The following is a 23,561-nucleotide window of genomic DNA, read 5'->3' as shown; positions in this document are numbered from 1 at the left end:
CCGGCGCGATCAACGCTTGAGCATCAGGCTCTTGCGTTCGAAGTCGACGATGCGCTGGCGATAGTGCTCGATGGTCTGAGCGGTCATGACGCTGCGCTGCTCATCCTTCAACTCGCCATTGAGTTCCGACGAGAGCTTGCGCGCCGCAGCGACCATCAAATCGAAGGCCTGCTTGGGATGGCGCGGGCCGGGCAGGCCCAAGAAGAAGCTCACCGCGGGGGTGTGGAAGTCGTCGATGGCGTCCAGGTCGAAGGTACCCGGACGTACGGCATTGGCCATGGAGAACAGCACCTCGCCATTGCCGGACATGCTCTCGTGACGATGGAAGATGTCCATGTCGCCGAATCTCAATCCGCTTTCGAGGATGTTCTGCAGCAGGGCCGGACCGGAGAAGCCCTTCTCGTCCCGGGAAATGACGTTGATCACTAGCACCTCGTCCACCGGTGCCATGGCGGCCTGGTTGCTGCCGCTGCTGACGGGCTCGCTGATCGGCTCGCGCTCGGGCGCCTTGGTACTCAGCGGTCTTTCCTTGCGCGGCTTGTCCCGACCGCGGGTCACCACTTCATCGGAATCGGCTGCCAGGCCCGCGAGGCTTTCATCGCTGGCGGACAGGTCGAAGTTGTCGGCACTGGGTTCTTCACGACGCTCTTCGCGACGCTTGCGCTGGGTGGAGCGTGGCGGCGTCGGCTCGCCCGGGTCGTCCAACGACGGCTCCTTGGGCTCTACCACCCGCGTCGGACCGACGATTTCCGGATCCTCGTCCTCGTTTTCCGGATGATTGCTCAGCGACTGGTCAAGCTTGAACTTGAGCTTGCCCTTGCCGCTCATGCGACGCCAACCATCGAACAGAATACCGGCGATGACGATGACGCCGATGATGATCAGCCACTCGCGCAGACCCATATCCATGAAAAAGACATACCCCTGTAAAATAATGGACCGACATCCGTCGGGAAACTTTGGAAAGTCGACGCCTGCGAGGCCTTTCCAAAACGTCCGCAACCTACGCCAAGTCAGTGTTCTTCTTAGCTTTTTCTACTTACCGCTACCGCGGCCATAAGCTAGCACGACTACTGACAACTTTACACCGCCATGCCGCGAGGCTGTGGGTCACTAGGCATCGACCATGGCCACCGCCTCTTCCACGTCCACCGCCACCAGCCGTGAACAGCCCGGCTCGTGCATGGTAACGCCCAATAGCTGATCGGCCATTTCCATGGCGATCTTGTTGTGCGTGATGTAAATGAACTGCACCTTCTCCGACATGCTCTTGACCAAGCGGGCATAACGACCGACGTTGGCGTCATCCAGAGGGGCATCCACTTCATCGAGCATGCAGAACGGCGCCGGATTCAGCTGAAAAATGGCAAAGACCAGGGCCAGAGCCGTCAGCGCCTTCTCGCCACCCGACAACAAATGGATGGTGCTGTTCTTCTTGCCCGGCGGACGCGCCATGATCGCAACCCCGGTATCGAGTAAATCTTCCCCGGTAAGTTCCAGGTAGGCACTGCCGCCACCGAAAACTTTTGGGAACAATGCCTGCAGGCCTTGATTGATCTGGTCGAAGGTATCCTTGAAGCGATTTCGAGTTTCCCGATCGATCTTGCGGATGACACTTTCCAGGGTCTCCAACGCTTCCACCAGGTCGGCGTTCTGGGCGTCCAGATAGGTCTTGCGCTCGGCCTGCTGCTGATATTCGTCGATGGCCGCCAGGTTGATCGGTCCAAGCCGGGCGATCCGCGCCGCGACGGTTTCCAGCTGCTCCTCCCAGGCTGCCTCGCTGGCCTCCTCCGGCAGATTCGCGATCACCGTCGGCAGGTCATAGCCATCGGCTGCCAACTGCTCGGCGAAGCCGCTGCGGCGGGTCGCCAATCCCTGCCATTCCAGGCGGTGCTGCTCCAACTGGCCGCGCAGCAGCGTGGCCTGTTGCTCCGCCTGCAGACGCCGCCGCTCGAAATCGCGCAGCTCCCGATCGGCATCTTCCAACGCCAGCCGCGCGGTACGCATCTCCTCGTCCACCTGAAGGCGTCGTTCGAGCAGCTCTTCCAGGCGCAGGCGCAACTCGTCGAGGGGCTCACCGCCCTCCTCCAGATTCAGACTGAGCTGCTCACAGCGCTCACCGAGCCGTGCGGTCTGCAGCTCCAGACGCTCCAGCGCCTGAAGCGTGGACTGGCGCTGCGCCCTCAGGGTAGTCAGGCGCACCGTGAGTTGATGCAGTTGCTCCTGGGCCTGCCGCTGTCGCTGCCGCGCCGACTCCACCGCCTGCCGGTGGCGGTCGCGCTGCTCCTGGAGCTGGGCGCGCTGTTCGGTATCCACGGCCATGGCATCGAGAGCGTCCTGCAGGCGCAGCCGGCACTCACCCAATTCTTCCTGCTCACGCGCCAGTTGCTGCTCGACATCGTCGAGATCGGCTTCCAGCTGCCGTCGACGAATGCTCAGCTGCTCAGCGCGTGCCTGCTGGGCAGACAGCTGGGCGCGAGACTCGGCCAGACGCTGCTGCTCCTGCTGCTGGCGCCGACGCGCATCTTCGCGCTCGCCCTCCAGCCGCTGCTGGGCCGCGCGACGATCCTCCAGGCGCTCCTCCTGCAGCACGAGCGCTTCGCTCAGCTCCAGGCGACGGGCCTGCAGCTCTTCCAGTTCACGACCGCGCGCCAGCACACTGCCCTCGGCGGCCTGGGCACGCCGCACGCGCAGGAAGTGCCGGGAGATCCAATAGCCTTCCGGGGTGATCAGGCTCTGCCCCGGCGCGAGAGCAGCCCGCCGCGCCAGGGCCTCGTCGTAGCCGCTCGCAACCAGCACCTGCCCCAGCCAGGGCGACAGGTCGCGCGGCGCCTGCACTTTTTCCAGCAGACTGCCCAGCGCGGCGGGTGCCGGACCGGGCGATGCCAGGCTCAGGGAGCCGCTGGCGAAGGTGTCGACCCGTAGCGGCGCGAGGTCATCCAGGCAGACCGCCTGCAGATCGCTGCCCAGCACGGTTTCCACTGCCAGCTCCCAGCCGGGAGTGACCTGCACGTCGTCCGCCAGCTGCGGCGCCTGAGTGAGACCCTCGGCCTCGAGCCACTGGGCAGCACCGGTATCAGGCGCCAGGGCGGCCTGCTGCAGAGCCTCCAGCGAGGCGATACGGCCTTCGAGCCGCTGCAATTCGCCCTGGCGCTGACTCTGTTCGCCCGCCAGCACCAGCAATTCATCTCGCAGCTGTTGCAGGCCATCGGCGACCTGCAACTCCTGTTCAGCCAGGCCCTCCAGCAGCAATTCGTCTTCGGCGATCTGCTCTTCCAGCATGACCAGGCGCTCGGATGGGCCGTCCTCACCCAGCAGGGTGCGCTCGTCGCGTAGCCGGCGCTGCCGGTCCATGCCGCGCTCCAGACTCTGCTCCAGCGAGCGGATGCGCGCCTGCTGCACGTCCGCCTCCCGTTGCGGCTCGACACTCGCCGCACTGAGGGCCTCCCAGCGCTGCTGCCAGTCCGCCAGGGCCAGCTCCGCCTCTTCCAGCGCGGCGCTGCCCTCCTCGCCCAACTCACGTGCCGCCTCTTCCTCGGGCTCGAGCATCGCCAGCTCTTCTTCGAAGGTGGCGAGCAGCACCCGGTCGTGCTCGAGGTGGGATTCGGCTTCGCTACGGGCCTGCTCGGCTTCGCGCAGGTCGTCCTGCAGCTGGCGCTGGCGCTGCTGACCGTGCTGGATGGTCTGCTCCAGGCGGGCGATGTCGCCACCCAGGGAGTAGAAGCGGCCCTGCACCAGGTTGAAGGCCTCGCTCAGCTCATGATGGCCATCGCGCAGCCGTTCGATGCCGGCGTCTGCCTGGCGTTGCTCGGCGACCAGGGCTTCGAGGGCGGTTTCCTGGTCGCGGATCACCTTTTCGCGCTGCTCGACGCGGTTATCCAGCTCGCGCCAGCGCACCGCCTGCAACTGCGCCTTGAGCTGCCGCTCTTCCTGCTTGAAGGCCTGGAAGCGCTCCGCCGACTGCGCCTGGCGATGCAGCCGCTCCAGCTGACGCTCCAGCTCTTCGCGCAGGTCGGTCAGGCGGGCGAGATTCTCCTGGGTGCGACGGATGCGATTCTCGGTCTCGCGACGCCGCTCCTTGTACTTGGAGATACCCGCCGCCTCTTCGATGTAGTGCCGCAGATCCTCCGGACGCGCCTCGATCAGCTTGGAGATCATCCCCTGCTCGATGATCGAATAGCTGCGCGGCCCCAGGCCGGTACCGAGAAAGATGTCGGTGATATCGCGGCGGCGGCACTTGGTGCCGTTGAGGAAATAGGTGTTCTGGCCTTCGCGGGTCACCCGGCGGCGAATGGAGATCTCCGCATAGCTGGCGTACTCGCCCACCAGGGTATGGTCGGAATTGTCGAAGATCAGCTCGATGGAAGCCTGGGATACGGGTTTGCGGCTGTTGGAACCGTTGAAGATGACGTCCGTCATCGACTCGCCGCGCAGGTTCTTGGCCGAGCTCTCGCCCATCACCCAGCGCACGGCGTCGATGATGTTCGACTTGCCGCAACCGTTGGGGCCGACCACCGCTGCCATGTTGCTCGGGAAATTCACCGTCGTCGGATCGACGAAGGATTTGAATCCCGCCAGCTTGATCGACCTCAACCGCATATCAGGAGCCCTTGTTCACCGCGCCGTGCCCAACCGCAGGCGAAAGGGCGAAAGTCTACCACTGGCGGCCCTGCCTGCCGTCGCCGCATTAGCTTATTTCCAGCCGTTCTGCCTGCCGCCGGGGTGACAGGCTATAGTCCTGCATCCCTATCCGCAGGACGCCCCCATGAAGACCCTTCGCTTGACCCTGCTCGCGGCCTTGGCTGCCAGCACCCAGGCCCTCGCCGCCCCACCGCTGCTCAACGTCTCCTATGACGTGATGCGGGACTTCTACAAGGATTACAACCCGGCCTTCCAGGCGCATTGGAAAGCCGAGCACGGCGACACTCCGGTGATCCAGATGTCCCACGGCGGCTCCAGCAAGCAGGCTCGCGCGGTCATCGATGGCTTGCAGGCCGACGTCATCACCATGAACCAGGCCACCGACATCCAGGCGCTGGCCGACCGCGGCCTGGTGCCCAAGGACTGGGAAACCCGCCTACCCGATCGCAGCGCGCCCTTCACCTCGGCCACGGTACTCATCGTGCGCCAGGGCAACCCCAAGGGTATCCACGACTGGTCCGACCTGCTCAAGGACGGCGTTGAAGTGATCGTGCCCAATCCCAAGACCTCCGGAAACGGTCGCTACACCTACCTTTCCGCCTGGACCTACGCCTTGCGCCAGCCGGGCGGGGATGAGCAGAAGGCCCGCGCCTTTGTCGCCGACCTGTTCAAGCATGTGCCCATCCTGGATACCGGCGGCCGCGCCGCTACCACCACCTTCATGAAGAATCAGCAGGGCGATGTCCTGGTGACCTTCGAGAACGAAGCCGAGATGATCGCCCGGGAATTCGGTCGTGGCGGCTTCGAAGTGGTCTACCCGAGCATCTCGGTGCAGGCCGAGCCACCGGTGAGCGTGGTCGACAGCGTCGTCGACAAGAAAGGTACCCGCGCCGAGGCCGAGGATTACCTCAAATATCTCTGGTCCGACGAAGGCCAGAAGATCGCCGCGCAAAACTTCCTGCGCCCTCGCAATACCCAGATCCTGGCGCAGTACGCCGACCGCTTTCCCACGCTCGAGCTGGTGGATGCGCAAAAGGAATTCGGCCCCTGGAGCGGCATCCAGAAGACCCACTTCGCCGATGGCGGTGTTTTCGACCAGATCTATACGCCCCAGTAAACCTGCCTCGCCCGGCCCAGTGCCGGGCGCCTGGAGCAGCCAAAAAACGCACAAACAAAAACACCGCCCGGAGGCGGTGTTCTTGTTTATTTGGAGCGGGAAACGAGACTCGAACTCGCGACCCCGACCTTGGCAAGGTCGTGCTCTACCAACTGAGCTATTCCCGCAATGTGGCGTCCCCTAGGGGACTCGAACCCCTGTTACCGCCGTGAAAGGGCGGTGTCCTAGGCCACTAGACGAAGGGGACGAAACCTCTTTCCGCAAGGTCTTTCACCTCGCATCCAACTGTAACGAAACCGCTGGATTATGTTTGGAGCGGGAAACGAGACTCGAACTCGCGACCCCGACCTTGGCAAGGTCGTGCTCTACCAACTGAGCTATTCCCGCAATATGGCGTCCCCTAGGGGACTCGAACCCCTGTTACCGCCGTGAAAGGGCGGTGTCCTAGGCCACTAGACGAAGGGGACGAAACCTCTTTCCGCAAGGCCTTTCACCTTGCATCCGCCTGCCCTTGGGCAACCGGATTGTATTTGGAGCGGGAAACGAGACTCGAACTCGCGACCCCGACCTTGGCAAGGTCGTGCTCTACCAACTGAGCTATTCCCGCAATTTTGGCGTCCCCTAGGGGACTCGAACCCCTGTTACCGCCGTGAAAGGGCGGTGTCCTAGGCCACTAGACGAAGGGGACCAGGTAGAATCCCTGAGGACTCTGGCCTACCACTCGGCTGACGCTTGCCGCCGTTGGGAGTGCGCGCATTCTAGGGAGCCTTACCCTGGGCGTCAATAGCTGATTAAATACTTTTCAAATCAACGACTTCGCTCGTACGACAAACGGCGGGCAAGCACCATGGAGAAGGTCATGTCCTCAACGATGATTGCAGCGGTAGTGGGACTTGGCATCCTTCTGGTGATCATGATCGCCTTCGTCAACCAGAAGCTCGAAGCGGGACGACTGGAAAAGCAGCGGCTGGTCGCCGATCTCACCGACCGGATCAAGCGTTGCGCCCAGTTGTCCGGCAGCCTGCCGGGCCAGCTGATGACACCGGCGCTCAAGCAGCTGTTTCATCGCATCGAACTGGGATTGATCGCCCGCCTCGCCGCCTTGCAGGCTCCTTCCGCCAGCCTGACCGCGCGCAAGACCGAACTGGAAGAAGCCCTGGCCAAGGGCGACGATATCGAACTCACCAATGCCGCCCGGCCGGTGCATACCGAGGCCCGGGTCAAGGAAGTCCGCGGCTATATGGAGATGCTGCATGCACTCGTCGCCCACGCCAACCAGATCGGCATTCTCGATGGCCAGGAAGCGCAGCGCTGGGTAGGCGAGATGCGCTATCTGCTCACCGTGACCTATGTGGAGTTCTTCCGCTATCAGGCCGAACAGCAGATCAAGACCGACCACTACATCCAGGCACGCCAATCGTACGAACGGGCGATCATGCAGATTCGCAAGCAGCAGCAGCCCGAGCGCTACACCGAGTTGCTGGCCCATCTGGAAGAACAGATCGCTCAGGTGAAACGTCAGCAGAGCGAACTGGCCGAGCAGGCCAGCAGCAGCGCCAACGAGCTGTCGGACAGCGTGGATACCCTCAAGGACGACAGCTGGCGCAAGAAGAACGACTACGAGTGAGGGCTTCCCTGCCCTCCTCTGGGATCAGCAGTCGGTGGCTGCCATGAAGACCGCCACCACGCTTTCGATGCCCGCTTGATCCGCCGCACTGAAGCGTCCTGGATTCGGGCTGTCGAGATCCAACACGCCGACCAGGCGACCTTCCTGGATCAATGGAACCACCAGTTCGCTACGCGAAGCAGCGTCACAGGCGATATGCCCGGGAAAGGCATGGACGTCCTCGACGCGCTGGGTACGGCGCTCCCGGGCGGCCGCGCCGCATACACCCTTGCTGAAGGGAATGCGCATGCAGGCCACCTTGCCCTGGAAGGGTCCGAGCAGCAGCTGGTCCTGCCCCTCGACGAAATAGAAGCCGGCCCAATTCAGGTCCGGCACTTCCTGGTAGATGAAGGCCGACAGCTGGGCGGCATTGGCCACCAGATTGCGCTCACCGGCCAGCAGGGCCTCGACCTGGGCCGCCAACATGGCGTAGCCCTCTAGTCCTGCACCTACGCCCGTCAGTTCTACGGTCATGCTTTCTCCAATAGCTTGAGCCCGACCCATTGCCGGGCGAATTGATAGGCACAGCGGCCATTGCGGTTGCCGCGGCCGGAGGCCCAGCGGATGGCCTCGCGATCGGCGTCTTCCGACCACTCCAGCTCCACCCCGGACTTGCCGGCCAGGGTCGTGCACCAGTGGCGAACGACGGCGAGATAGTGATCCTGGGTAAAGGGATAGAAGGACAGCCACAGACCGAAACGGTCCGACAGCGCGATCTTGTCCTCGGCCGCCTCGCTCGGGTGCAGTTCGCCGTCGACGTGCTCCCAGTTGGCGTTGTCGCTCTGCCGCTCGGCCACCAGGTGACGACGATTGGAGGTGGCATAGAGCAGGACGTTGTCCGGCGCCTGCTCCAGCGAGCCATCGAGCACGCTCTTGAGCACTCGATAATCGTCACTGCCGGCGTCGAAGGACAAGTCGTCGCAGAACACCACGAAGCGCTGCGTTTGCCCGGCGAGCTGCTCTACCGCACGCGGCAGATCGGCGAGATCATCGCGTTCGATTTCGATCAGGCGCAGGCCCTGCCCCGCGTATTCCGCCAGCAGGGCACGGATCAGCGACGACTTGCCGGTACCGCGAGCCCCCCACAGCAGGGTGTGGTTGGCCGGCAGTCCGGCGACGAATTGGCGGGTATTGCGAGCGAGCTGGTCGCGTTGCCGATCGATACCCAGCAGATCGGCCAGCCGCAACTCCAGGTTGACCTCGAGCGGCTGCAGGTAGCCGCCATGGCCTTCACGGCGCCAGCGTGCGGCATAGCAGTGCTGCCAATCCAGAGATTCGCGGCGATGGGGCAACAGGGGCTCCAGGCGCTCGAGCACCTGGCGGGCCTGGAGCAGAAAGTCTTCTAGGGAGGCACTCACAGGAAACATCCTTGACGACGAAAAAGGGAAGCGGACAAGGCGCCCTCCTTGGAGGGCGCTTTAATCGTATTACTTTTCAATCCAGTTGAAAGCCCTTGTCGAGATCCGGAGCTAACGCGCCAGGGCCCGGCGGATGTGCTTGTCCAACTGGGAAGGCCGAGTGATGGGGGCAAAGCGCTGCACCCGCTCTCGCTCCGGAGTGATCAGGAACTTGGTGAAGTTCCAGCGGATAGCTGTTCCGAGCAACCCTGGCGCCGCGCGCTTTAAGGCGTTGAACAAGGAGTGGGCCGCTTCGCCATTGACGTCGAGCTTGGCCATGACCGGAAAGCTGACCCCGAAGCGGGTCACGCAGAAATTCTGAATCTCGGCGTTGCTTCCCGGCTCCTGGCCGCCGAATTGATTGCAGGGAAAGACGATCACGCGCAAGCCGTCGGCCAGATAGCGCTGCTGCAATTCCTCGAGCCCGGCGTACTGGCGGGTGAAACCGCAGCGACTGGCGGTATTGACCACCAGATAGGCTCGGGCCGTCCAGTCCGCCAGGCACGCCTGCTGGCCGTCCGCCGTCTGGAAGGGTAACTGCAGAATCTCTGAGATCACGCGGTTTCTCTGGGCTGGAGATCAAGGGCGACGGAATTGATGCAGTAGCGCAGGCCGGTCGGCGGAGGGCCGTCGGGAAAGACGTGCCCCAGATGGGCGTCGCAGCGGGCGCAGAGTACCTCGACCCGGTGCATGCCATGGCTGAAGTCTTCTTTTTCGCGCACGGCCTCGGCGTCGATGGGCGCGTAGTAACTCGGCCAGCCGCAACCGGAATCGAACTTGGTGCTGGAGTCGAACAACGCGAGCTCACAGCAGGCGCAGCGATAGACGCCAGGCGTCTTGGTGTTGCAGTAGGCACCGGTATAGGGCGCCTCGGTAGCCGCCAGGCGGCACACGCGAAACTGATCGTCGGTCAGACGCTCGCGCCAATCTTCTGGGCTACGCTGTACTTTTTCCATGGTGACCTCTCTGGATGCCGGCGCATCTTTTGTAACAGGCGATGCAGCCGTATGATTCCCGCTCAGTCTGGCATCCACCCCCGGATGCTGCCAAGCGCCGGTCGGCGTCCGCCTTCACCGAGTCTTTCTCGCCCTTTTCCAGGATTCATTTCCCCATGCAGGTCTCCAAGTCGAACAAGCTCGCCAATGTCTGCTACGACATCCGCGGTCCGGTCCTCAAGCATGCCAAGCGCCTCGAAGAGGAAGGCCACCGCATCCTGAAGCTCAACATCGGCAACCCGGCGCCCTTCGGCTTCGAGGCGCCGGAGGAAATCCTGCAGGACGTCATCCGCAACCTGCCGACCGCCCAGGGCTATAGCGACTCCAAGGGGCTGTTCAGCGCGCGCAAGGCGGTCATGCAGTATTGCCAGCAGAAGCGCATCGAAGGTGTCGGCATCGAAGACATCTATCTGGGCAATGGCGTCTCCGAACTGATCGTCATGGCCATGCAGGCGCTGCTCAACAACAACGACGAGGTGCTGATCCCGGCGCCGGACTACCCCCTGTGGACAGCGGCGGTCAGCCTCGCGGGCGGCAAGCCGGTGCACTACCTGTGCGACGAACAGGCTGGCTGGTTCCCGGACCTGGCCGACATGGAAGCCAAGATCACCAGCAACACCAAGGCGCTGGTGCTGATCAACCCCAACAACCCCACCGGCGCGGTCTATTCCAAGGACGTACTGGAAGGCATCGTCGAGCTGGCCCGGCGGCACAATCTGGTGCTGTTCTCCGACGAGATCTACGACAAGATTCTCTACGACGAAGCCCAGCACATCTCCACCGCCTCCCTCGCGCCGGACGTCCTGTGCCTGACCTTCAACGGCCTGTCCAAGTCCTATCGCGTGGCTGGCTTCCGCTCGGGCTGGCTGATCGTCTCGGGGCCCAAGCACCGCGCCCACAGCTATATCGAGGGCCTCGACATCCTCGCCAACATGCGCCTGTGCGCCAATGTCCCGGCCCAGCACGCCATCCAGACGGCGTTGGGTGGCTACCAGAGCATCAACGACCTGGTCCTGCCGGCCGGTCGCCTGCTGGAGCAGCGCAACCGCACCTGGGAATTGCTCAACGCCATCCCCGGCGTCAGCTGCGTCAAGCCGATGGGCGCGCTCTATGCCTTCCCGCGGATCGACCCCAAGGTCTGCCCCATCCACAATGACGAGAAGTTCGTCCTGGACCTGCTGCTGTCGGAGAAGCTGCTGGTGGTGCAGGGCACCGCCTTCAACTGGCCCTGGCCCGACCACTTCCGCGTCGTCACCCTCCCCCGCGTCGACGATCTGGAGCAGGCCATCGGCCGCATCGGCAACTTCCTGGGTGGCTATTCCCAGTAGAGCAAAGCATTTCCGCGTCTTTCACCGGTTGCCGCCCCTGAAGGCGTCAGCCGGCACAGGCGCTCGCCCCCTCGCCCGCCTGGCCAACGGACGACACAGTTTGCAATAGTGGAAACGTTGAATGGATCGGGGCCGAACCTTATATAGCCGGCAGATAAACCTGTGAGGAGCTGTACCCCACCATGATGCGCATTCTGTTGTTTCTGGCTACCAACCTGGCGGTGCTGATCGTTGCCAGCATCACCTTGAAGGTGCTTGGCGTGGATCGCTACACCGGTCAGAACCATGGCAGTCTGCTGGTGTTCTGTGCCGTATTCGGTTTCGCCGGCTCGCTGGTCTCGCTGTTCATCTCCAAGTGGATGGCGAAGATGAGCACCCGTACCGAGGTCATCAGCCAGCCGCGTACCCGTCATGAGCAGTGGCTGCTGCAGACGGTGGAAGAGCTGGCTCGCGAGGCCGGCATCAAGACCCCTGAGGTAGGCATCTTCCCGGCCTACGAGGCCAACGCCTTTGCCACCGGCTGGAACCGCAACGACGCCCTGGTCGCGGTCAGCCAGGGACTGCTGGAGCGCTTCTCGCCTGACGAGGTGCGTGCGGTGCTGGCCCACGAGATCGGCCACGTCGCCAATGGCGACATGGTGACCCTGGCCTTGATCCAGGGCGTGGTGAACACCTTCGTGATGTTCTTTGCGCGGATCTTCGGCAACTTCGTCGACAAGGCCATCTTCAAGAACGAAGAAGGCCACGGGATCGCCTACTTCGTGACCACCATCGTCGCCGAGCTGGTACTGGGCATCCTGGCCAGCATCATCGTCATGTGGTTCTCGCGCAAACGCGAATTCCGCGCCGACGAAGCCGGTGCGCGCCTGGCCGGTCCCAACGCCATGATCGGCGCCTTGCAGCGCCTGCGCGCCGAGCAGGGCATCCCGGTGCAGATGCCCGACACCCTGAACGCCTTCGGCATCAATGGCTCGCTGAAGAACGGCCTGGCCGGTCTGCTGATGAGCCACCCGCCGCTGGAAGACCGCATCGAGGCCCTGCGCCGCTACGGTCAGCGCTAAGCGCGAGCGATGAAAAAAACCCGGCTTCGGCCGGGTTTTTTCATGGGCGGGTCAAGGACCGGATGGCATCGCCCAGCCCCTCGCCGGTCAGGGGAAACATGCGCTGGGCAATGAGGTCGCGGAGCAGCTGGATCGAGGTGCTGCTGGCCCAGCCATCATGCGGATAGGGATTGAGCCAGACCGCCCGGGGGAAATGCTGGCAGAGCCGCTGGATCCAAAGCGCGCCAGGTTCTTCGTTCCAATGCTCGACGCTGCCGCCGGGATGGGTGATCTCATAGGGCCCCATGCTGGCGTCGCCTACGATCACCAGGCGATAGTCCGCTCCGTAGCGGCGCAGCAGCTCGGCGGTCGCCAGACCTTCCTCGTGTCGACGGGCATTATCGCGCCAGACCCGCTCGTAGACGCAATTGTGGAAGTAGTAGTATTCCAGGTGGCGAAACTCGAGGCGACAGGCGCTGAACAGCTCGGTGCACAGGCGTACGTGCAGATCCATGGAACCCCCGACATCGAGCAACAGGAGCACCTTGGTGGCATTGTGTCGCTCAGGGCGATAGCGCACGTCCAGCAACCCACCCTCCCGGGCCGTCGCGGCCACGGTGCCCTCCAGGTCGAACTCCGCCGCCGCGCCCTGGCGAGCGAAGCGACGCAGCCGGCGCAGGGCCAGTTGCAGGTTGCGTCTGTCCAGGGGCGCGCGGTCGTCCAGATTGCGGTAGTCCCGCTGCTCCCAGACCTTGGCCGCCCGCCCCTGACGAGTACCGGCCTCACCAACGCGTACGCCAAAGGGATTGTAGCCACCGCTGCCGAAGGGACTGGTACCGCCCGTGCCTATCCACTTGTTGCCACCGGCATGGCGCTCACGCTGTTCGGCGAGCCGCTGCTGCAGGGTATCGAGCAATTCGTCGAGGCCACCCAGGGCCTGAAGTCGCTGGCGATCCTCGTCGGAAAGCAATCGCTGCAGTTCCAACCGCAACCAGTCCGCGGGAATCGCCTGCGTCTCCGACAGACGCTCCGACCTGGCCATCTCACCGGCATAGATCTGGTCGAAACGGTCGAAGAAGCGCTCGTCCTTGACCAGCACTGCCCGCGCCAGCAGATAGAAGGCCTCGGGATCGGCGACGGCGAGACCGGCGTCCAGTGCGGCATGCAGATCCAGCAATTCGCCCAGGGACACCGGAATGCCAGCGGCCCTCAGGCGCGTGAAGAAGTCGAGGAACATGCCGGTTCTCAGCTCCGCCGACGACGCATGAACGCCTGGCGCTCGAGCAGCTGCAGGTCTTGCTCGTTCTTCAACAGGGCGCCCGCCAGAGGTGGCAGGCCACCCTCCGCATGCAACCCCTGTTGCGCCTGCTCGTCACCCAGCAACAGCGCCAGCCAGTCCACCAGCTCCGAGGTGGACGGCTTTTTCTTCAGGCCCGAGACGTTGCGCAGATCATAGAAGAGATCCAGGGCTTCCCTGACCAGCCGACCCTGGAGGTCGGGGTAGTGGACCTGGACGATGCGCTCAAGGGTGTCGCGCTCCGGAAAACGAATGAAATGAAAGAAGCACCGGCGCAGGAAGGCGTCCGGCAGCTCCTTCTCATTGTTGGAGGTGATGATGATGACCGGCCTCCGCTCGGCGCGAATGGTCTCCCCCGTCTCGTAGACATGGAACTCCATGCGGTCGAGCTCCAGCAGCAGGTCGTTGGGAAACTCGATGTCGGCCTTATCGATCTCGTCGATCAGCAGCACCACCGGCTCCTCAGCGGTGAAGGCATCCCACAGTTTGCCGGGCTTGATGTAGTTCGCGACCTCCTGCACCCGGGGATCGCCCAGCTGGGAATCGCGCAGGCGACTCACGGCGTCGTATTCGTAGAGCCCTTGCTGCGCCTTGGTGGTGGACTTGACGTGCCAGGTGATAAGACGTGCGCCCTGGCTCTGGGCCACCTGCTCGGCCAGCAGGGTCTTGCCGGTGCCGGGCTCACCCTTCACCAGGAGTGGACGTCCCAGTTGAATGGCGGCATTGACCGCCAGACTGAGCTCGGCCGTGGCCACATAACGCTCGGTACCCTGAAAAGCCATCATCGATCCTCTAGCAGCTGTCTCGCCTGACGATAGCACGCCGTGCCTGGGCTGGACGCCATCGGACGCAAGGCCTAGGCTGCGAGTTTTCCGCGCCGTACAGGATTCGCCATGAGCCGCATCTTCGCTGACAATGCCCAGTCCATCGGTAATACGCCGCTGGTCTACATCAATCGCCTCGGCCCCAAGGGGGTCACCCTGCTCGCCAAGATCGAGGGACGCAACCCGGGCTATTCGGTCAAATGCCGCATCGGTGCCAACCTGATCTGGGACGCCGAAGCCAAGGGCCTGCTCAAGCCCGGCATGAGCCTGGTGGAGCCGACCTCGGGTAATACCGGTATCGGCCTGGCCTATGTCGCCGCCGCCCGTGGCTATCGCCTGGTGCTGACCATGCCCGCCTCCATGAGCCTGGAGCGACGCAAGGTCCTGAAGGCACTGGGTGCGGAGCTGGTCCTGACCGAACCGGCCAGGGGCATGAAGGGCGCCATCGACAAGGCACGGGAGATCGCCGAAAGCGAGCCCGATCGCTACTTCATGCCGCAGCAGTTCGATAATCCGGCCAATCCGGCCATCCATGAAAAGACCACCGGCCCGGAAATCTGGAACGATACCGATGGTGCCATCGACGTACTGGTAGCCGGCGTCGGTACCGGTGGTACCCTGACCGGCATCTCGCGCTTCATCAAGAACACCAAGGGCAAGCCGATCCTCTCGGTCGCCGTGGAGCCGGAAACCTCGCCGGTCATCAGCCAGACCCTTGCCGGTGCGGAAGTGAAACCCAGCCCGCACAAGATCCAGGGCATCGGGGCCGGCTTCGTACCCGGCAACCTGGACCTCGCCATGGTCGATCGCGTCGAGCAGGTAAGCGATGAGCAAGCCAAGTTGATGGCCCAGCGCCTGATGCGCGAGGAAGGCATCCTCTGCGGTATCTCCTGCGGTGCCGCCATGGCTGCGGCGGTCCGTATGGCCGAGACGCCGGAGATGCAGGGCAAGACCATCGTGGTCATCCTGCCGGATTCCGGCGAGCGCTATCTGTCGACCATGCTCTTCGACGACCTGTTCGACGAGCAGGAACTCGTGCAGTAGAACGCCGGCAACGAGCCCCCTCCTCCCTTCCCGGCCTCTGGCCTGGCAGGCCGCACGGCATCCGGCGCTCTGAATGCCCCTCAAGAAAAAGCCCGGTTTCCCGGGCTTTTTTCGTATCAGAGATGCTTGATCTCGGCCTTGGCATCCAGGGCCCGGCGATAGGCCGCGAAGTCGACCTGTCCGGCTCGCGAGGCCAGGTAGCGACGATAGAGCGCCTTGTCCTCGGCACTCAGGGCTTCCTTGGGTACCCCGACGCCCTGCAGGCGCAGCAGCACGAAGTCGCCGTTCCGCAGGCTGATACCGGCATAGGACGGCTTGTCGGCTTCCGGCTTGGCCATGCGGAACACCGTTTGCAGTACCTGGGGATCGACGCCCTCCTGATTGCGGGTAGCCGCCTCGACGGTACGCCAGTCGCCTGCCGGCGCCTTACCGCCGTCACGCAGGGCCTTGAGCTGCTCTTCGCCAGTCTGCTTGGCGACGGCTGTGGCCTTTTCCTGGCTCAAGCGGGTCACGATCTCTTTCTTGACCGCGTCCAGGGGCTGCAGCTGCGGCGTGCGGTGCTCCTTGTCGCGAATGACCACCAGGGTATCTGGATCGAGCTGCAAGGCGGCGCTGTTGGCGCCGTTGCGCAGCACGTCCTCGCTGAAAGCCGCCTCGATCACCTGACGATTGGCAGTGAGACCCTCACCACCCTCACGACCGAAGGGAGCACTGGTCTTGACCTGAAGGCCTTGCTCCTGGGCCGGCTGGCTCAGGTCGGAGGCCTCATAGGCAGAGCTTTCCAGCTTACGACCTGCTTCCACGAACAGCCGATCAGCGTCTTCCGCCTTCAGTTGCTGCTCCAGGCGTGGCCGAACGCTGGCCAGGGTGGGCACTTCTGGCGCCTGGACCCCTTGCAGCTTGATCAGATGCCAGCCGAAGCTGGTGCGCACCGGCGCGGATACCTGATGCGGCGCGAGGGCATACAGCGCCTCTTCGAAGGCCGGGTCGTAGACACCGCGACCGGCAAAGCCCAGGTCACCGCCATTGGCTGCCGAGCCCGGATCCTGGGAGAACTCCTTGGCGAGCTTGGCGAAGTCCTCACCCTTGCTCAGGCGCTCCTGGATCTGCTTGATCTTGGCCTTGGCCTGCTCGTCATTCTGCTTGTCGTTGACCTCGATGAGGATATGAGCAGCGTCACGCTGCTCCGACAGATTAGCGATTTCGGACTTGTAGGCCGCCTGCAGGCGGCTTTCGTCCACCTTGGCCTTGGCCAGGAAGGCGTCCTTCTTCAGCTCCACGTACTCGATGACCACCTCCTCGGGCGTCATGAAGTCATTCTTGTGGCTGTCGTAGTACGCCTGAATCTCCTCCTGCGTCGGCACGATACCGCTGGTGGAAGCCTTGACGGTACGCATGGCGAAGTCACGGGTCTGGCGCTCGAGGGCCGCGAAGGTCTCGATATCGGCATCGGTAACGAAATTGCTGCCGACGATGCCGGCGCGCAGCTGACCGATCAGCATCTCGTCACGCAGCAGATCCCGGAATTGCAGGCGGTTGTAGTTCATCTGGCGAACGGCCTGATCGAAGCGCTGGGGATCGAAACGCCCTTCGGTCTGGAATTCGGGGGTGTTGAGGATCAGCTGATCCAGCGCCTGTTCGGAGAAGGCGAAGCGATCGGCCTTGGCGCTCTGCAGCAGCAATTGCTTGTCGATCAGCGCCTTTAGGGCGGACTCACGCAGCAGGCGGTCATCCAGGGTGGACGGATCGAACCCCTGCCCCAGTTGCTGTTGCAGCTGGCGACGCTGCATTTCCACGGCCTGGGCCAGCTCCGTCTGCTTGATCTCGTCGCCGTTGACCAGGGCAACGGCGCCCTGGTGACCCGTCGCACGAATGATCGCTTCGAAGCCGGTCAATGCCATCAGCAGGATGATGAATCCGATGATGACTTTGGCAATCCATCCCTGCGAACGGTCCCTGATGTTTTGTAGCATGTTCCCCCCACGAGCTGTGGCCAGACCGGCCATGGCGAAATCGTCGAATAGCAAATAGCGAAAAGGCGCATCTCGAGATGCGCCTTTTCGTCGATCAAGGACCTTGCATCCAGCAGGACGGCGGAACACCAGCAACCTCGTCTGGCGGCCCGCCCATCAAGCCCAGGTACGCCGTCAGTGGGTACTGACGCGCTCCTTGCCTTCCTGATCCCGCTTCTCGTCCTTGCTGACGAGCTCCGGACCATCGTCCGGAAGCGGCTCCGGCGTGTATTGCAGCGCAACCTCCAAGACCTCGTCAATCCATTTGACCGGCTTGATCTGCAAGTCAGCCTTGATGTTGTCCGGAATGTCCCGCAGATCCCGGACGTTTTCTTCCGGAATGATCACGGTACGGATACCGCCACGATGGGCCGCGAGCAACTTTTCCTTGAGCCCACCGATGGCCAGTACCTGACCGCGCAAGGTGATCTCGCCGGTCATGGCCACGTCGGCACGCACCGGAATACGGGTGGCGGCCGAGACCAGCGCCGTACACATCCCGATACCGGCACTCGGACCGTCCTTCGGCGTGGCGCCTTCGGGAACGTGGATATGGATGTCGTGCTTCTCGTGGAAGTCCTTGGGAATGCCCAGGCTGCGACCACGACTGCGCACCACGGTCAGGGCCGCGGTAATGGACTCGGCCATGACATCACCCAGGGAGCCGGTCTTGATCATCTGGCCCTTGCCGGGGACGACAGCGGACTCGATGGTCAGGAGTTCACCACCCACCTGGGTCCAGGCCAGGCCGGTCACCTGGCCGATCTGATCCTGTTGCTCGGCCAGGCCATAGCGGAACTTGCGCACGCCCAGCCAGTGCTCCAGGGTATCCACGGTGACGCTGGCAGTACGCTCCTTGCTCAGGGCATGCTGCTTGACCACCTTGCGACAGACCTTGGCTACCTGGCGCTCCAGACTCCGCACGCCCGCTTCACGGGTGTAGTAGCGAATGATGTCACGTAGGGCATCTTCGTCGAAGGCCACCTCGTCCTTCTTCAGGCCATTGGCCTTGACCTGCTTGGGAATCAGGTAGCGGGTGGCGATGTTGACCTTTTCCGCCTCGGTGTAACCGGGCAGGCGAATGACTTCCATACGGTCCAGCAGTGGCGCCGGAATGTTCATGGAGTTGGCGGTGCAGACGAACATCACGTCGGAGAGGTCGTAGTCGACTTCGAGGTAATGGTCGTTGAAGGTATGGTTCTGCTCCGGATCCAGGACCTCGAGCAGCGCGGAGGCGGGATCGCCACGCATGTCGTTGCCCATCTTGTCGATTTCGTCGAGCAGGAACAGCGGATTGCGCACGCCGACCTTGGTCATCTTCTGAATGAGACGACCCGGCATGGAGCCAATGTAGGTACGACGGTGACCACGGATTTCGGCTTCGTCACGCACGCCACCCAGGGCCATGCGCACGAACTTGCGGCCGGTGGAGCGGGCGATGGATTCGGCCAGGGAGGTCTTGCCCACACCGGGCGGACCGACCAGGCACAGTACCGGGCCCCGTACCTTCTTCACGCGCTTCTGCACGGCAAGGTATTCAAGGATGCGCTCTTTCACTTCCTCGAGGCCATAGTGGTCCTTGTCCAGGACCTCTTCGGCGCGGCCCAGGTCCAGACGGACCTTGCTCTCGGCCTGCCACGGCACGTTCACCAGCCAGTCGATGTAGGAACGCACCACGGTGGCCTCGGCGGACATGGGCGACATCTGCTTGAGCTTGTTCAGCTCGGCAGTGGCCTTGGCCAGGGCATCCTTGGGCAGACCCGCGGCGTCGATGCGGCGCTTGAGATCCTCGACCTCGTTGTGGCCTTCGTCGATGTCACCCAGTTCTTTCTGGATGGCCTTCATCTGCTCGTTGAGGTAGTACTCGCGCTGACTACGCTCCATCTGCTTCTTGACGCGACCACGGATGCGCTTTTCCACCTGCAAGAGGTCGATTTCCGCATCCAGCAGGGCCAACACGTGCTCGACGCGCGCGCCGAGCTCGGTGATCTCGAGGATTTCCTGCTTCTGCTCGATCTTCAGCGCCATATGGGCAGCCATGGTGTCGACCAGGCGGCTGGGATCTTCGATGCTATTGAGCGAAGACAGGACCTCGGCAGGTACCTTCTTGCCGAGCTGAACATATTGCTCGAACTGGCTCATCAGGCTGCGCGAGAAGACCTCGGACTCGCGATCCGGGGCTTCGCTGTCGTCGATCAGGGTCACCAGGGCACGGGCATAGGCCTGGTTCTCGACGAAGGACTCGATGCGGCCGCGCTGCTCGCCTTCGACCAGGACCTTGACGGTACCGTCAGGAAGCTTGAGCAGCTGAAGAACGGTCGCGACCGTACCCATGTGATACATGTCATCCGCGGCGGGATCGTCATCGCCGGGATTCTTCTGTGCGACCAGCAGGATCTGCTTGTCGCCAGCCATGGCGGCCTCGAGGGCCTCGACGGACTTTTCCCTTCCGACGAACAATGGGATGACCATGTGGGGATAGACCACTACGTCTCGTAGGGGCAGCAGGGGAAGTTCTATCGTCGTAGTCATGGGGTACGGGTCTCGGCAAATAATCGGCCGCAGATGCGGTTAAGGCCTCGGTTTTCCCTAACATGAGGTTGGCCGCCGCAAAATACAACCGTCGCTGAAATGAAAAAGGGGCCGAAGCCCCTTTTGTCACGCGTCTGGCGCCGCCTTGGCGGGCTCGGTGTTCTCATAGATGAGCAGCGGCTGGGAACTCCCATCGATGACGCTCTCGTCGATGACCACCTTGCTGACTTCCTTCTGTGAAGGAATCTCGTACATGGTCTCGAGCAGGATGCCTTCGAGGATGGACCTCAGGCCGCGGGCACCGGTCTTGCGTTCCAGTGCCTTGCGAGCGACTGCCTTCAGTGCATCGGGGCGGAACTCCAGGTCGACGTCTTCCATTTCAAACAGCTTGGCGTACTGCTTGGTCAGGGCGTTCTTCGGCTCGGTCAGGATCTGCATGAGCGCTGGCTCATCCAGCTCGTCCAGGGTCGCGATGACCGGCAGACGACCGACGAACTCGGGAATCAGGCCGAACTTGACCAGATCCTCGGGCTCGGCATCACGCAGGGATTCGCCGATCTTCTTACCCAGTTCCTGACTGCGGACCTCGGCGTTGAAGCCGATGCCGCCGCCCTTGGTGGAACGGTTCTGAATGACCTTTTCCAAGCCAGCGAAGGCACCGCCGCAAATGAACAGGATATTGCGCGTATCCACCTGCAGGAATTCCTGCTGGGGATGCTTGCGGCCACCCTGGGGCGGAACCGACGCCACGGTACCTTCGATCAGCTTCAGCAGCGCCTGCTGCACACCCTCGCCCGAAACATCACGGGTGATGGAGGGGTTGTCGGACTTACGCGAGATCTTGTCGATCTCGTCGATGTAGACGATGCCCATCTGGGCCTTTTCCACATCGTAGTCGCACTTCTGCAGCAGCTTCTGGATGATGTTCTCGACGTCTTCACCCACGTAACCGGCTTCGGTCAGAGTAGTGGCATCGGCGATGGTGAAAGGTACGTTGAGCAGGCGCGCCAGCGTTTCCGCCAACAACGTCTTGCCCGAGCCAGTCGGGCCGATGAGCAGAATATTGCTCTTGCCCAGCTCGACGTCGTCTTTTTTCTCGCGCTGATTCAGACGCTTGTAGTGGTTGTAGACGGCAACGGCGAGGACCCGCTTGGCACGCTGCTGACCAATGACATACTGGTCGAGGATAGCGCTGATTTCCTTCGGCGCTGGCAGCTTGTGCGCATTGCTTTCGGCCTGCGCTTCCTGGACTTCCTCGCGGATGATGTCATTGCACAGGTCGACGCATTCGTCGCAGATGAAGACGGAGGGTCCAGCGATCAATTTACGTACTTCGTGCTGACTCTTGCCGCAGAAGGAGCAGTAAAGCAGCTTGCCGTTATCGTCGCTATTGCGCGTATCTGTCATTCGATCGATCCAATGGAATGTGCTTACATCAGCAAGATGGAGCCTATTGCACGGTTTTTCAAGCCTACCCGCCCAAACGACCGGCGCCTGGGCAGGTGGTCGAGGCGGGGTCAGGCGGGGATGTTGCGCTTCTCGAGGACCTTGTCGATCAGACCGTAGGCAACGGCTTCGGGGCCACTCATGAAGTTGTCACGGTCGGTATCGCGGGCGATCACGTCCATGGGCTGACCGGTGTGATGCGCCAGCACCTTGTTCAGACGCTCACGGATGGTCAAAATTTCACGGGCGTGAATCTCGATGTCCGACGCCTGACCCTGGAAGCCGCCCAGGGGCTGGTGAATCATCATCCGCGAGTGCGGCAGGCAGAAGCGCTTCTCGGCGGCGCCGCCTGCCAGCAGCAGGGCACCCATGCTGCAGGCCTGGCCGATGCAGATGGTGGAGACGTCGGGCTTGATGAACTGCATGGTGTCGTAGATCGACATGCCTGCGGTCACCGAGCCACCCGGGCTGTTGATATAGAGGTGGATGTCCTTGTCAGGATTCTCCGCTTCCAGGAACAGCAGCTGGGCGACGACCAGGTTGGCCATGTAGTCCTCGACCTGGCCGACCAGGAAGATGACCCGCTCCTTGAGCAGCCGGGAGTAGATGTCATAGGCGCGCTCGCCACGGGCGGATTGCTCCACCACCATGGGTACCAGACCGCCAGCGGCTTGAATATCGGGCATGGATTGCATGTATGAGTTGCGGGACATGTCCTGCACTAGCTCCCTATCTGGATAACCTGTCAAAAACACATAAGCCAGCACGAGGCTGGCTTAGGTGAACTAGCAACTGGAGGCAGATCAGGCTGCTTGCGGAGCCTCGGTCGGTTTGACCGCGTCCTCGTAGGAGACCTGCTTGTCGGTGACTTTTGCCTGCTTGAGGACAGTATCCACGACTTGTTCTTCCAGTACAACCGAACGCACTTCGTTCAGCTGCTGCTCGTTCTGGTAGTACCACTTCACTACCTGCTCGGGCTCCTGGTAGGCAGCGGCCATCTCCTCGATCAGCTCGCGAACGCGGGCGTCATCGGGCTTGAGTTCGAACTGCTTGACCATCTCGGCGATGATCAGGCCCAGCAGCACGCGGCGCTTGGCCTGCTCGCTGAAGAGTTCGGCCGGCAGCTGGTCGGGCTGGATGTTGCCGCCGAACTGCTGGACGGCCTGCACGCGCAGACGATCCACTTCGTTGCTGATCAGGGCAGCCGGTACGTCGATCTGGTTGGCGGCCAGCAGACCGTCCATGACCTGGTTCTTGACCTTGGTCTTCAGGGCCTGGCGCAGTTCGCGCTCCATGTTCTTGCGCACTTCGGCGCGGAACCCTTCGACGGTGGTCTCTTCCACGCCGAACTGCTTGAAGAAGGCTTCGTTCAGCTCGGGCAGCTCGGGAGCGGCCACTTCCTTGACGGTGACCTTGAACTGAGCGGCTTTGCCGGCCAGGTCCAGGTTTTGGTAGTCCTCGGGGAAGGTCAGGTCGAGCACGCGCTCCTCACCAGCCTTGGCGCCGACCAGACCGTCTTCGAAACCGGGGATCATGCGGCCGGAGCCCAGGACCAGCTTGGTGCCCTCGGCGGAACCACCGGAGAAGGCTTCGCCATCCTGGGTGCCGACGAAGTCGATGGTGACCTGGTCGTCGGTAGCGGCAGCGCGGTCGACGACTTCATAACGGGTGCCCTGCTTGCGCAGCACGTCGAGCATCTTGTCGATGTCGGCGTCTTCGACGCTGGAGTCCTGGCGCTCGATCTCGATGCCGTCCAAACCCTTGACTTCGAATTCGGGGAAGACTTCGAAGGTCGCGACGTATTCCAGATCCTTGCCCTTTTCGAACACCTTGGGTTCGACGGCGGGTGCGCCGGCCGGATTGAGCTTTTGCTCGACGACGGCTTCGTAAAAGGTTTCCTGAATGAGATCACCCAAGGCTTCCTGACGCGCCGAGGCTTCGTAGCGCTGACGGATGACGCTCATGGGTACCTTGCCCGGGCGGAAACCGGGAACCTTGGCGCGTCGGGCAGTCTGCTGCAGACGCTTGTTCACTTCGGTTTCAATACGCTCGGCCGGCACGCCAATGGTCATGCGACGCTCGAGAGCAGAGGTGTTTTCAACGGAAACTTGCATGGATATTCCTCGTGGCACAAGAACAGGCCGGCTTTCCGACCCCCCAGAATCAAGGGCGACCATTCTAGAGACAGTCTCAAGCGAAGTCACCTGGCTTGATCCAGCGGT

The 23,561-nt window shown here is 62.7% G+C and carries 18 protein-coding genes and 6 tRNA genes; 5 read left to right on the top strand and 19 right to left on the bottom strand.

The features are described 5' to 3' along the window. Positions 1 to 9: 9 nt before the first annotated feature. Together zipA and smc are read right to left on the bottom strand one after the other, a co-directional pair. Entirely contained in the window at positions 10 to 909 is a 900-nt protein-coding gene (gene zipA, locus PJ259_RS02790) for a cell division protein ZipA (RefSeq protein ID WP_271654632.1), read from the bottom strand. A gap of 204 nt (positions 910 to 1,113) precedes the next feature. Further along, entirely contained in the window at positions 1,114 to 4,599 is a 3,486-nt protein-coding gene (gene smc / locus PJ259_RS02785; RefSeq protein ID WP_271654631.1) for a chromosome segregation protein SMC, read from the bottom strand. A gap of 166 nt (positions 4,600 to 4,765) precedes the next feature. On the opposite strand from smc, the gene PJ259_RS02780 reads away from it, so the two are divergent. Then, entirely contained in the window at positions 4,766 to 5,758 is a 993-nt protein-coding gene (locus tag PJ259_RS02780) for a sulfate ABC transporter substrate-binding protein (RefSeq protein ID WP_271654630.1), read from the top strand. 91 nt (positions 5,759 to 5,849) lie between these two features. Here PJ259_RS02780 and PJ259_RS02775 read toward each other — a convergent pair. From PJ259_RS02775 to PJ259_RS02750, 6 genes are all read right to left on the bottom strand, one after another. Beyond that, positions 5,850 to 5,925: transfer RNA gene (locus tag PJ259_RS02775), tRNA-Gly, on the bottom strand. A gap of 4 nt (positions 5,926 to 5,929) precedes the next feature. After that, positions 5,930 to 6,005 (bottom strand) — tRNA-Glu (locus PJ259_RS02770). Between the two features lie 64 nt (positions 6,006 to 6,069). Next, positions 6,070 to 6,145 (bottom strand) — tRNA-Gly (locus tag PJ259_RS02765). Between the two features lie 4 nt (positions 6,146 to 6,149). After that, a tRNA-Glu gene (locus PJ259_RS02760) sits at positions 6,150 to 6,225 on the bottom strand. Between the two features lie 64 nt (positions 6,226 to 6,289). Further along, positions 6,290 to 6,365: transfer RNA gene (locus tag PJ259_RS02755), tRNA-Gly, on the bottom strand. A gap of 5 nt (positions 6,366 to 6,370) precedes the next feature. Continuing rightward, positions 6,371 to 6,446, bottom strand: a tRNA-Glu gene (locus PJ259_RS02750). A gap of 171 nt (positions 6,447 to 6,617) precedes the next feature. Here PJ259_RS02750 and PJ259_RS02745 point away from each other — a divergent pair. Next, complete coding sequence (locus tag PJ259_RS02745) at positions 6,618 to 7,385, top strand: hypothetical protein (RefSeq protein ID WP_271654629.1); 768 nt, start codon at positions 6,618 to 6,620, stop codon at positions 7,383 to 7,385. 24 nt (positions 7,386 to 7,409) lie between these two features. Here PJ259_RS02745 and PJ259_RS02740 read toward each other — a convergent pair whose 3' ends face one another. From PJ259_RS02740 to msrB, 4 genes are all read right to left on the bottom strand, one after another. Further along, entirely contained in the window at positions 7,410 to 7,898 is a 489-nt protein-coding gene (locus PJ259_RS02740; protein ID WP_271654628.1) for a GAF domain-containing protein, read from the bottom strand. Next, positions 7,895 to 8,791, bottom strand: a complete 897-nt coding sequence (locus PJ259_RS02735; RefSeq protein ID WP_434776386.1) for an ATP-binding protein — start codon at positions 8,789 to 8,791, stop codon at positions 7,895 to 7,897. Before PJ259_RS02735 ends, PJ259_RS02740 begins: the two co-directional genes overlap by 4 nt. 102 nt (positions 8,792 to 8,893) lie before the next feature. Continuing rightward, positions 8,894 to 9,379 (bottom strand): glutathione peroxidase, encoded by a 486-nt coding sequence (locus PJ259_RS02730; RefSeq protein WP_271654626.1) that lies wholly within the window; start codon positions 9,377 to 9,379, stop codon positions 8,894 to 8,896. Then, positions 9,376 to 9,777 carry a peptide-methionine (R)-S-oxide reductase MsrB gene (msrB, locus tag PJ259_RS02725; protein ID WP_059314558.1) on the bottom strand — a complete coding sequence of 134 codons (402 nt, stop codon included), beginning with the start codon at positions 9,775 to 9,777 and terminating at the stop codon, positions 9,376 to 9,378. The genes PJ259_RS02730 and msrB overlap by 4 nt, the downstream gene beginning before the upstream one ends. Before the next feature lie 155 nt (positions 9,778 to 9,932). Between msrB and PJ259_RS02720 the strand changes: the two genes are divergently transcribed. Both PJ259_RS02720 and htpX read left to right on the top strand, forming a co-directional pair. After that, positions 9,933 to 11,144 carry a pyridoxal phosphate-dependent aminotransferase gene (locus PJ259_RS02720; RefSeq protein WP_271654625.1) on the top strand — a complete coding sequence of 404 codons (1,212 nt, stop codon included), beginning with the start codon at positions 9,933 to 9,935 and terminating at the stop codon, positions 11,142 to 11,144. A gap of 182 nt (positions 11,145 to 11,326) precedes the next feature. Then, entirely contained in the window at positions 11,327 to 12,205 is an 879-nt protein-coding gene (gene htpX, locus PJ259_RS02715) for a protease HtpX (RefSeq protein ID WP_059314556.1), read from the top strand. A gap of 40 nt (positions 12,206 to 12,245) precedes the next feature. Here the strand turns inward: htpX and PJ259_RS02710 are convergent, their stop codons facing one another. Then, positions 12,246 to 13,421, bottom strand: coding sequence for a vWA domain-containing protein (locus tag PJ259_RS02710; protein ID WP_271654624.1), 1,176 nt, complete (start codon positions 13,419 to 13,421; stop codon positions 12,246 to 12,248). 8 nt (positions 13,422 to 13,429) lie between these two features. Then, a complete protein-coding gene (locus PJ259_RS02705; protein WP_271655821.1) occupies positions 13,430 to 14,263 on the bottom strand; it encodes an AAA family ATPase in 834 nt (277 codons plus the stop codon). A gap of 111 nt (positions 14,264 to 14,374) precedes the next feature. On the opposite strand from PJ259_RS02705, the gene cysK reads away from it, so the two are divergent. Next, positions 14,375 to 15,349: a cysteine synthase A gene (gene cysK / locus PJ259_RS02700; RefSeq protein WP_271654623.1), complete on the top strand. Its 975-nt coding sequence runs from the start codon at positions 14,375 to 14,377 to the stop codon at positions 15,347 to 15,349. Positions 15,350 to 15,465: 116 nt separating this feature from the next. Here the strand turns inward: cysK and PJ259_RS02695 are convergent, their stop codons facing one another. From PJ259_RS02695 to tig, 5 genes are all read right to left on the bottom strand, one after another. Then, positions 15,466 to 17,322: a SurA N-terminal domain-containing protein gene (locus tag PJ259_RS02695; RefSeq protein ID WP_271654622.1), complete on the bottom strand. Its 1,857-nt coding sequence runs from the start codon at positions 17,320 to 17,322 to the stop codon at positions 15,466 to 15,468. A 174-nt stretch (positions 17,323 to 17,496) separates the two neighbouring features. Next, complete coding sequence (gene lon / locus PJ259_RS02690) at positions 17,497 to 19,893, bottom strand: endopeptidase La (protein WP_059314552.1); 2,397 nt, start codon at positions 19,891 to 19,893, stop codon at positions 17,497 to 17,499. 126 nt (positions 19,894 to 20,019) lie between these two features. Continuing rightward, the gene (clpX, locus tag PJ259_RS02685) at positions 20,020 to 21,300 is read right to left on the bottom strand and encodes an ATP-dependent Clp protease ATP-binding subunit ClpX (RefSeq protein WP_059314551.1); all 1,281 of its coding nucleotides are present in this window, start codon (positions 21,298 to 21,300) and stop codon (positions 20,020 to 20,022) included. Between the two features lie 110 nt (positions 21,301 to 21,410). Beyond that, on the bottom strand, positions 21,411 to 22,052 hold the full coding sequence (gene clpP / locus PJ259_RS02680; RefSeq protein ID WP_007162222.1) for an ATP-dependent Clp endopeptidase proteolytic subunit ClpP: 642 nt from the start codon (positions 22,050 to 22,052) through the stop codon (positions 21,411 to 21,413). A 90-nt stretch (positions 22,053 to 22,142) separates the two neighbouring features. Then, the gene (gene tig / locus PJ259_RS02675) at positions 22,143 to 23,453 is read right to left on the bottom strand and encodes a trigger factor (RefSeq protein WP_059314550.1); all 1,311 of its coding nucleotides are present in this window, start codon (positions 23,451 to 23,453) and stop codon (positions 22,143 to 22,145) included. Positions 23,454 to 23,561: the final 108 nt, after the last annotated feature.

It is taken from the genome of Pseudomonas sp. JBR1 (genome assembly GCF_028198185.1).
GTDB classification, from domain to species: domain Bacteria; phylum Pseudomonadota; class Gammaproteobacteria; order Pseudomonadales; family Pseudomonadaceae; genus Chryseomonas; species Chryseomonas oryzihabitans_E.
The sequence above is the reverse complement of the archived record's forward strand: the minus strand, read 5'-3'. Positions and strand labels throughout refer to the sequence as shown.